7 protein-coding genes are annotated in these 7,211 nt (G+C 70.2%); 4 read left to right on the plus strand and 3 right to left on the minus strand.

Annotation, left to right across the window (positions count from 1 at the left end):
* Positions 1–409: 409 nt before the first annotated feature.
* On the plus strand, positions 410–1,576 hold the full coding sequence (locus FNQ90_RS07690) for an MFS transporter (protein ID WP_182605667.1): 1,167 nt from the start codon (positions 410–412) through the stop codon (positions 1,574–1,576).
* Between the two features lie 150 nt (positions 1,577–1,726).
* Here the strand turns inward: FNQ90_RS07690 and FNQ90_RS07695 are convergent, their stop codons facing one another.
* On the minus strand, positions 1,727–2,200 hold the full coding sequence (locus FNQ90_RS07695; RefSeq protein WP_182605669.1) for an ATP-binding protein: 474 nt from the start codon (positions 2,198–2,200) through the stop codon (positions 1,727–1,729).
* A gap of 145 nt (positions 2,201–2,345) precedes the next feature.
* Here FNQ90_RS07695 and FNQ90_RS07700 point away from each other — a divergent pair, with 145 nt between their 5' ends.
* The 3 genes from FNQ90_RS07700 to FNQ90_RS07710 all read left to right on the plus strand — a co-directional run bounded on the left by FNQ90_RS07700 (position 2,346) and on the right by FNQ90_RS07710 (position 6,103).
* Positions 2,346–3,176: a helix-turn-helix domain-containing protein gene (locus FNQ90_RS07700; RefSeq protein ID WP_323379831.1), complete on the plus strand. Its 831-nt coding sequence runs from the start codon at positions 2,346–2,348 to the stop codon at positions 3,174–3,176.
* A complete protein-coding gene (locus FNQ90_RS07705; RefSeq protein ID WP_182605672.1) occupies positions 3,173–3,358 on the plus strand; it encodes a DUF397 domain-containing protein in 186 nt (61 codons plus the stop codon). Before FNQ90_RS07700 ends, FNQ90_RS07705 begins: the two co-directional genes overlap by 4 nt.
* Before the next feature lie 450 nt (positions 3,359–3,808).
* Positions 3,809–6,103 carry a glycogen debranching protein gene (locus FNQ90_RS07710; protein ID WP_323379830.1) on the plus strand — a complete coding sequence of 765 codons (2,295 nt, stop codon included), beginning with the start codon at positions 3,809–3,811 and terminating at the stop codon, positions 6,101–6,103.
* Between the two features lie 105 nt (positions 6,104–6,208).
* Here FNQ90_RS07710 and FNQ90_RS07715 read toward each other — a convergent pair whose 3' ends face one another.
* A complete protein-coding gene (locus tag FNQ90_RS07715) occupies positions 6,209–6,586 on the minus strand; it encodes a DUF4180 domain-containing protein (RefSeq protein WP_182605676.1) in 378 nt (125 codons plus the stop codon).
* Positions 6,570–7,085 carry a helix-turn-helix domain-containing protein gene (locus FNQ90_RS07720; RefSeq protein WP_182605678.1) on the minus strand — a complete coding sequence of 172 codons (516 nt, stop codon included), beginning with the start codon at positions 7,083–7,085 and terminating at the stop codon, positions 6,570–6,572. Before FNQ90_RS07720 ends, FNQ90_RS07715 begins: the two co-directional genes overlap by 17 nt.
* Positions 7,086–7,211: the final 126 nt, after the last annotated feature.

The following is a 7,211-nucleotide window of genomic DNA, read 5'->3' on the forward strand; positions in this document are numbered from 1 at the left end:
CCCTCGGACGACTCCGGGCCCCCGGCGCGGCCCCACCTTCCCGACGGGCCCGCGAGCGTCGGGATCCATGCGGCCCGGGCCACCGGGTGCCCATGGCCTTCCCGGCCCGGTCCCGACCCGCGCGAGAGGCTCGGCACGATCCGGGGACCGACGCGCGGGCCGGTGCGCCCCCTCGGCTCCGGGAATACGGCGAGGTAATCTCAAAATCCGGCGAACGGCGCGACCGATACCCCGGTATTTTCGACATGCCCGATTTCCCGAGCATTCCTGCATTTCCCGGGCGTCCCGGGTATCCACGATTCCTTTCGTCGCGGTACACCGATCACCAGCGGGGTCGAGCACATCGTGACGCCGATTTCGCCGCGGCGGACAACGGTTCCGTTGCACGCCGCGGGATGAGGGAGCAGCCATGACGCTCTCGGCCGGCAGCCGGATCGGCCTGGCCGGAGCGGCGGTGGTCGGTGTCGCCTTCGGCATGGCCCGGTACGCCTACGGTCTGACGCTCCCCGACATCCGACAGGAGCTGGAACTCTCCGAACCGGTCCTCGGCCTCGTCGCCGGCGCCACATTCGCCGGCTACCTGGCCGGCCTGCTGCTCGCGGGCCCGCTCGCCGTCCGGCGCGGCTCACGGGCGCCGACCACCGTGGGCGGGGCCTGCGGCGCGGTGGGCGCGGTGATCGTGACCGTCGCGCAGCTCCCCTGGTTGCTCGCCGTCGGCGCCGTACTGGCGGGCAGTGCGGGTGGCTGGGTCTGGGCGTCCTACTCCGACATCGTGACGCGGACGGTGTCCGCGCCGCAGCGGCCCGGAGCGTTGGCGATCATCACGACCGGCACCAGCGGCGGGCTGGTGGTGCTGGCCGGCCTGGCCGTTCTCGCCATCCCGGGCTCATGGCGCGTGGTCTGGGCCGGCATCGCCCTCGCCGCCGTGGCCGCCGCCGTGGTGAACCTCCGCCTGGTGCCGCGAACCGGGCCGAAGCCCCGTCCGGGGCAACGCCGGGGAACCTCCCCGCTCGTGACGACGCTGGGGATCCCGGCCGCCTACTCCGTGGTCTACTTCGCGGCCGTCGTCATCTACTTCACCTACGCCGCGGACGTCCTCACCCGCGACCTCCCGGCGGCGGCCGTTCCGGCGCTCTACGCGGTCATCGGCGTCACCGGCATGGTGGGCGTGGCGACCGGGGCCGTCGCGCAGCGCCTGGGCAGCCCCCGGGTCGCGGCACTGTGCCTCGTGACGGTGGCCGCGGCGTTGGCGCTGCTCGGACTGGCCGGCGACTCCATGATCGCGACGGCGGTCTCGGCCTGCGTCTTCGGCCCGGGGTACATGATCGGGTCCGCGGTACTGGCGGTCTGGACCGCCGAACTGGTGCCCGAGCGCGCGGGCGCGGCGTTCACGGGCTGCCTGATCGTGGGAGCCGTCAGCTCGGTCGCGGCACCGGTCGTCGCCGGTGCGGTGATCCCCGAACTGGGGCTGGGGACGCTGCTCGTCCTCACCGCCGCGGTGTCCCTGATCAGCGGGGTGGCGTTGCTGCCGCACCGTGCGCGGAGGGGAGGAACCGCCGCGGAAACCGAACCGTGAGACGGTCCCCCGCTCGGCACGGACGGCCGGTGACCGTCCCTCCCCGTCGGTGACCCGCCACGAAAGCCCGAGGCCGATCGGCGCTGCCGCGGCACCGCCACACGCCTTCGGCAGTGCTCGCCCGATGCCGAAGCGGAGCACCGGCACGGTTCAGGAGGCTTCCCCGACGGGCCCTGGGCGGCGACGGAGGACTTCGGCCCAGATCGTCCTGCCGGGTACCCCGGCGGGGTTGGGGGTGACGCCCCAACGATGGGCGAGGACGGCGATGATGCGCAGCCCCCTCCCGGTCTCGGCGTCCGCGTCCTCCGAACGGCCGGGCAGCGATGCCGGCAGAGCGCCCCGACCCGCGTCGCCGACCTCCACCCGGACGCCGTCGGGGATGAGGAGCACGACGACCTCGAACCCCTGACCGGGTACACACCCGTGGGTGGCGGCGTTGGCGGTCAGTTCCGCGAGGACGGCCACCGCGTCGGAGCGAACGGGATCGGCCTTCTCCATGCCGAGAACGCGAAACATGTCGTCGACAAGGTGACGGGCCCGGCGGGCCGCCTCCGAAGTGGCCGGAAAAACATGACGGAAGACCTCGATGGAGGGTCGGAGCGGTGCGGCGGAAGGGCGGTACATGCCTCCAGCCTCGATCCCCCCTGACAGGAGCACCAGAAACACGGCCCCCACACTGTGTATCCGTATGGGCACCCGGGGTGGACAGTGGGGTGGGCGTACGGCCAGGATGACTCCCGACACGACGGACCCGCACGACTCGGCGGAGGTGGCCCCCTTGGCGACCAGTGGCGAACCGGAGCCCTCCGACAGCCTCCGGACCTTCGGCGCCGTTCTCAAGACCTTCCGCGAACGGGCCGGCCTCACCCAGGAGCAGTTGGCCCCGCTGCTCGGCTACGCGCCGCCCACAGTCGCCGCCGTCGAGCAGGGCCGCCGCCTGCCCCAACGCGACTTCATCGCCAAGGCCGAGGAAGTCCTCGACGCGTTCGGCACGCTGCGCGCCGCCGCTCGCCATCTCTCCCGGCGTCCCGGCCTCGCGGCCTGGTTCCGCGAGTGGGCCCGCCTGGAGGAGGAGGCCCTCAACCTCTGGACCTACGAGTGCCGCGTCATCCCCTGCTTGTTGCAGTCCGAGGGATACGCGCGGGCCGTGTTCGAAAGCAGGGTGCCTTCGCCGACCGACACCGAAGTCCACGAGCAGGTGAAGGCACGGCTGGAACGCCAGCGTCTTCTGCGGGAACAACCCCACACCGGATACAGCTTCATCCTGGAAGAAGGGTTGCTTCTTCGCCATATCGGAGGTGAGGAGGTCACCAGGGGGGCCATCGATTCTCTTCTCATGCTGAGCAATCTGCGAAACGTGCAGATTCAGATCATGCCCCAACGACAAGAGGAGCACGCCGGCCTGAGAGGGCCTCTGCAGTTGCTCGAGACCACAGAGAACCGATGGCTGTCCTACGCAGAAGGGCAGTTCCACAGTCACCTGAACACCGACGCAAAACAGGTCGGGATGATGCTCCAGAGCTATGCCAAGATGCGCTCACAGGCTCTCTCTCCGAGAGACTCCGTGAGCCTGCTGGAGCAACTTCGAGGAGAACTGTGAACACCGACGAGTCGGACTGGTTCAAGAGCAGCCACAGTGGTCCCGATGGTGACAGTTGCGTGGAGGTCTCCACTTCCCGGCCGGAGGCCGTGCGGGTGCGGGACTCCAAGGACCGACGCGGCCCCCGGCTCACCATCTCCCCCGCCGCGTGGCGGGCGTTCCTCTCCCGCGCCGGGAGCTGATCCGGGCGCCCGGCACGGAAGTCGTGACCCTGCCCCTCCATCGCCACGCCACCACCTGCCCGAGGGGGCCGATGCCGCGCCACCGCTCGATCACCGCGTGAAGGTGTTCGAGTACCTCCCCCGGCACCGGGGATCGGCCGCCGTTGGGCATGGAGTCCTCGGCCCCGTGGGCGAGGGGAACCGTTCGCGGGGTCCGACGGGCGACCCCGTCGCCGCGGGGGCTCCCGGGTTCCTCCGGGAAAAACCGCAGGCAGGCTTGCCGAACGACCCAATCACCGTTAACGTCCGGGGCGTTGCGCAAGAGTGCGCAAGAACATACAACCGTTCAGTGGCCGTGGCGCGTGCGGCTTCCCCCCTCGTACCCGGGAGCCCTCCATGCGCCTGTCCCCCCGTGCCCGACCACACCGGAACCGCACAGCCCTGCGAGCCGGTGCGTTGGCCGTCGCCGCGGTGTTCGCGGTAGGCCTCGCCGGTCCCGGCTCACCGGCCGAGCCCTCCCCGCAGGCCGTGACCGTGGCCACCTCCACCCCCCGGCCGGGCGCCCACTACAACGCGGCGGGAACAGCCGTCGACTTCAGGATCTACTCCTCCCGGGCGACCCGGATCGACCTGTACCTCTACAACGCGCCGACCGGAAGCGGGGAAGTGGCGGTCGTCGGACTGACCAAGGACGCGTCCGACGTCTGGTCCGTCGGCATACCGGTCACCACCATTCGCGACACCTATGGGATCACCGGCCCCGTCTACTACGGGTATCGGGCCTGGGGGCCCAACTGGCCCCACAGCTCATCGTGGACCAAGGGATCGGCGGCCGGCTTCATCGCGGACGTGGACGCGCACGGAAACAGGTTCAACCCGAACAAGCTGCTCATCGACCCCTACGCCCGGGAGTTGAGCCACGATCCGCTGCATCCCGGCAACACCGACAGCACTCTCTACGCGACCGGGCCGCTCCACCGCGCTCTCGACAGCGGGACCGTCGCGCCCAAGGGCATCGTGCTGCCGCCGGACACCACCGGCACGGGGACCAAGCCGACCCGGGCCCTGAAGGACGACGTGATCTACGAGGTGCACGTCCGCGGCCTCACGAAGAACGACCCCTCCATTCCCGCCGCCTACCGCGGCACCTACAAGGGCGCCGCCCTCAAGGCCGCGGAGCTGGCGGCCCTGGGGGTCACCGCGGTCGAGTTCCTGCCCCTCCAGGAAACCCAGAACGACGCCAACGACGTGGACCCCAACAGCGCGGACGGCGACAACTACTGGGGGTACATGACCCTCAACTACTTCGCGCCGGACCGGCGGTACTCCTCGGACAGGAGTCCCGGCGGGCCGACACGGGAGTTCAAGGAGATGGTCCGGGCCTACCACGACGCCGGACTCAAGGTCTTCGTCGATGTCGTGTACAACCACACCGGCGAGGGCGGCCCGTGGAACCCGGCCGACAAGAACACCTACAGCGTGTATTCCTGGCGCGGACTGGACAACCCGACCTACTACTCCCTCACGAGTGACCTCCAGAGCCCCTGGGACAACACCGGGGTCGGCGGGAACGTCAACACCTACCATCCGGTGGCCCGGGCCCTCATCACCGACTCCCTGGCCTACTGGAAGGACGAACTCGGGGTCGACGGGTTCCGCCTGGATCTGGCCAGTGTGCTCGGTAACACCTGCCAACACGGCTGTTTCCGGTTCGACCGCGATGACCCGAACACCGCGCTCAACCGCATCACCGCCCTCATGCCACCGCGCCCGGCCTCCGGTGGCGTCGGCACCGACTGGATCGGCGAGCCGTGGGGCATCGGCCACGGCACCTATCAGGTCGGCAACTTCCCGGCCGGGTGGTCGGAATGGAACGACAGGTTCCGCGACACCCTGCGCAGCGATCAGAACATGATGGGGGTGGAACAGGTCACCCCCGCGGCTCTCGCCACCCGCTTCGCCGGCTCCTCGGACCTCTACGGAAACGGCCGGGCCCCCTGGAACTCCATCAACTTCATGGTCGCGCACGACGGCTTCACCCTGGCCGACCTGTACTCGTGCAATGCCAAGAACAACGACCAGCCCTGGCCCCACGGTCCCTCCGACGGCGGTTCGGACCACAACCGCTCCTGGGACCAGGGAGGCATCGCCGCCGATCAGCGGAAGGCCGCGCGCAACGGCTTCGCCTTCCTGATGCTCTCGGCCGGCACCCCGATGATGACCGGGGGCGACGAGTACCTGCGCGGAATCCGGTGCAACAACAACCCCTACAACGTGGACTCCGCGGCCAACTGGCTCACCACCTCCTGGAGCGGTGAACAGAGCACTTTCCGCACCTACGTGCAGCGCATGCTCGCTTTCCGCGCCGCGCATCCGGCGCTTCGCCCGGTGGGCTTCTACACCTCGGCAGACACCAACGGCAACGGCATGGGGCAGTTGGAGTGGTTCACCCCGGCGGGCACCGCCCCCAGCAGCGCCTACTGGAACGACCCCGACAGCCACGCACTGGCCTGGCGCATCGACGGAACGGAGTTCGCCGATCCCAACAGCGCGCTGTACATCGCCTACAACGGCTGGTCCGGAGGCGTCGACTTCACCCTTCCGTCGGCCGGTCCCGGCAAGCGGTGGTACCGCGTCACGGACACCTCGAACTGGGCGGAGGGGACCGACCAGGTCGCGACGCCGGGCAGCGAGGCCCTGATCGGCGGCGCCGGAACCTCCTACCGGCTGCACGGCCGCGCCGTCCTCGTGCTCGTCGCCGGGTGAGATGACCGGCCTCGGCCGTCGGCCCGGATTCCTCCGGGTCGACGGTCGTCCCATCCGCACGACATCACCCCGCCGGCCGGGGAGCGGAGGGCGGCCCGTGGGCGCTCAGGAGGTGCCGGGGGATGAGGCCAGGCGGGTGGCGAGTTCGTCGATGTCGGCGAGGAACCAGACGTGCCGCCCCCGGTTGGCCTCCCGAATCAGCGCCGGCAGGGCGGTGCCGGTCGCGGTGTGGCGCGAGATGTCGCCGAGGATCACCAGGCGCATCCGGTACTGGACGCACTTCTGCGTGACCTCCCCCGCGAAGCCGGTGCCCAGGTCGAAGAAACGCTCGTCGAGGCGCTCGGCGGGGACGGCCACCACATCGGCGCGTCCGTAGGCGGCACCGATCAGTTGGTCCAGGACGTCCCGCGGTTCGGCGATGGTGGGGCCGTCCGCGTCGAGGACGAGGACGGGGGTGCCGTGGTGCTCAACGATGGTCGTCACGGGTCTCCTCGGGTCCGGTGTGGGTGGGGAACAGTCCGCTCCCCGGTGCGAGCACGGAGTCGATGAGGGTGAGGAGCTCCGCCGTGTCGGCCGGACTCCCCAGGAGCACGATCCGCAGGCGTGAACACTCCGGCTCGTGGATCGTCTGCACGCGCGGTCCCCCGCCACCCGCCCGGCCCGGTTGGACGGAGGCGGTGACCAGGGTGACCAGGCGGTGGGCGGTGTCCGGATCGACGGGGTCGATCCGGACGATGGTGGACGCCTCGACGGAGGGGCGGTCGCCGGGGGCCTCCCGGGATCGTTCCCCTCCCGAGGGGTCCGGACCGGCGGTTCCACCGATCAGGGCTTCCACGTCCTCCCGCGCGATCCGGTACTGCTTGCCGATCCGGACGGCCTTCAGCCGTCTGGTGCGGACGTAGTTCCGGACGGTTCGGACGTGCAGCCCCAGCAGCTCGGACACGTCCCCGACCGAGTACAACTCACGTTCACCCTCACTCATGTTTCCTCAAACTACCCCACCAGGAATCCCTGAACAGTAAAAAAGGGAGTGATGAGGCAGTCCCGGGGTTCTTTTCCGGACACGCCCCGGCCCCGGATCCGCGACCGGGGTCGAGGGCTCCGGGGC

Origin of the sequence: Streptomyces alkaliphilus, assembly GCF_014141535.1 — a bacterium.
GTDB classification, from domain to species: Bacteria; Actinomycetota; Actinomycetes; order Streptomycetales; family Streptomycetaceae; genus Streptomyces; species Streptomyces alkaliphilus.